This is a genomic window from Bowmanella yangjiangensis, from assembly GCF_017255015.1.
GTDB lineage: Bacteria > Pseudomonadota > Gammaproteobacteria > Enterobacterales > Alteromonadaceae > Bowmanella > Bowmanella yangjiangensis.
On the sequence record NZ_JAFKCS010000386.1, the window covers coordinates 1 to 757 of the forward strand.

1 protein-coding gene is annotated in these 757 nt (G+C 67.8%); it reads left to right on the forward strand.

Annotation, left to right across the window (positions count from 1 at the left end):
- Positions 1-15: 15 nt before the first annotated feature.
- Positions 16-757, forward strand: a 742-nt coding sequence (locus J0A65_RS24715) for a retention module-containing protein (protein WP_232850140.1), incomplete at its 3' end; no start/stop codon positions are given.

The following is a 757-nucleotide window of genomic DNA, read 5'->3' on the forward strand; positions in this document are numbered from 1 at the left end:
GCCGTGGCAGTCTCCATGACCAACGGTCAGCAACTGACCCTTGGCCGCGATAGCAGCATCACGCTCGACGCACAGATGCTCGCGTACCGGGGTGAAACCCAGGCACCGGTGGTCGAGGCGCCACAGCCTCCCACCGACGATGACCTGACCGACGTCGAGCGCTTGCAGGCCGCGATCGAGGCTGGCGATGACCCGACCCTGCAGGGCGAGGCGACCGCCGCCGGTCCGGGTGCCGGTGCAGGTGGCGCGGGTGGTGCCGGCGGTGGCAACTCCTTCGTGCTGCTGACCGAAGTGGGCGGCGCACTCGATCCGGTCATCGGTTATCCAACCGAGGGCCTCAACAGCGGCCCTGAATTCCCCGAAGCCGAACCCATTGCGCTGGCCGACCCGGCAGTCGATGGCATTCCCACCGGTGGCACCGCCTCCAACCAGGTGGATGAAGAAGGCCTGCCCGACGGCATCGTCGGCGGCGTGAACGACCTGGATGGTGAGGCCACCCAGGTCACAGGTGTGCTGGGTTACAGCTTCGGCCCCGACGGCCCCGGCGCCTTCGTCTGGTCCACTGCCGGTCTGGCTGCGATGGGCATCAGCTCGGGCGGGGTTCCGCTCACCTATGAAGTGAGTGCAGACGGCCTGACGCTCACGGCTTTCGCCGGGGCTACCGTGGTATTCGTCGCTCAGGTCACTGACCTGGCGACCGGCTCTTACCAGTTCGACCTGCTGGCCGCACTGGACCATGCGGCACCGGAGGAAGGGG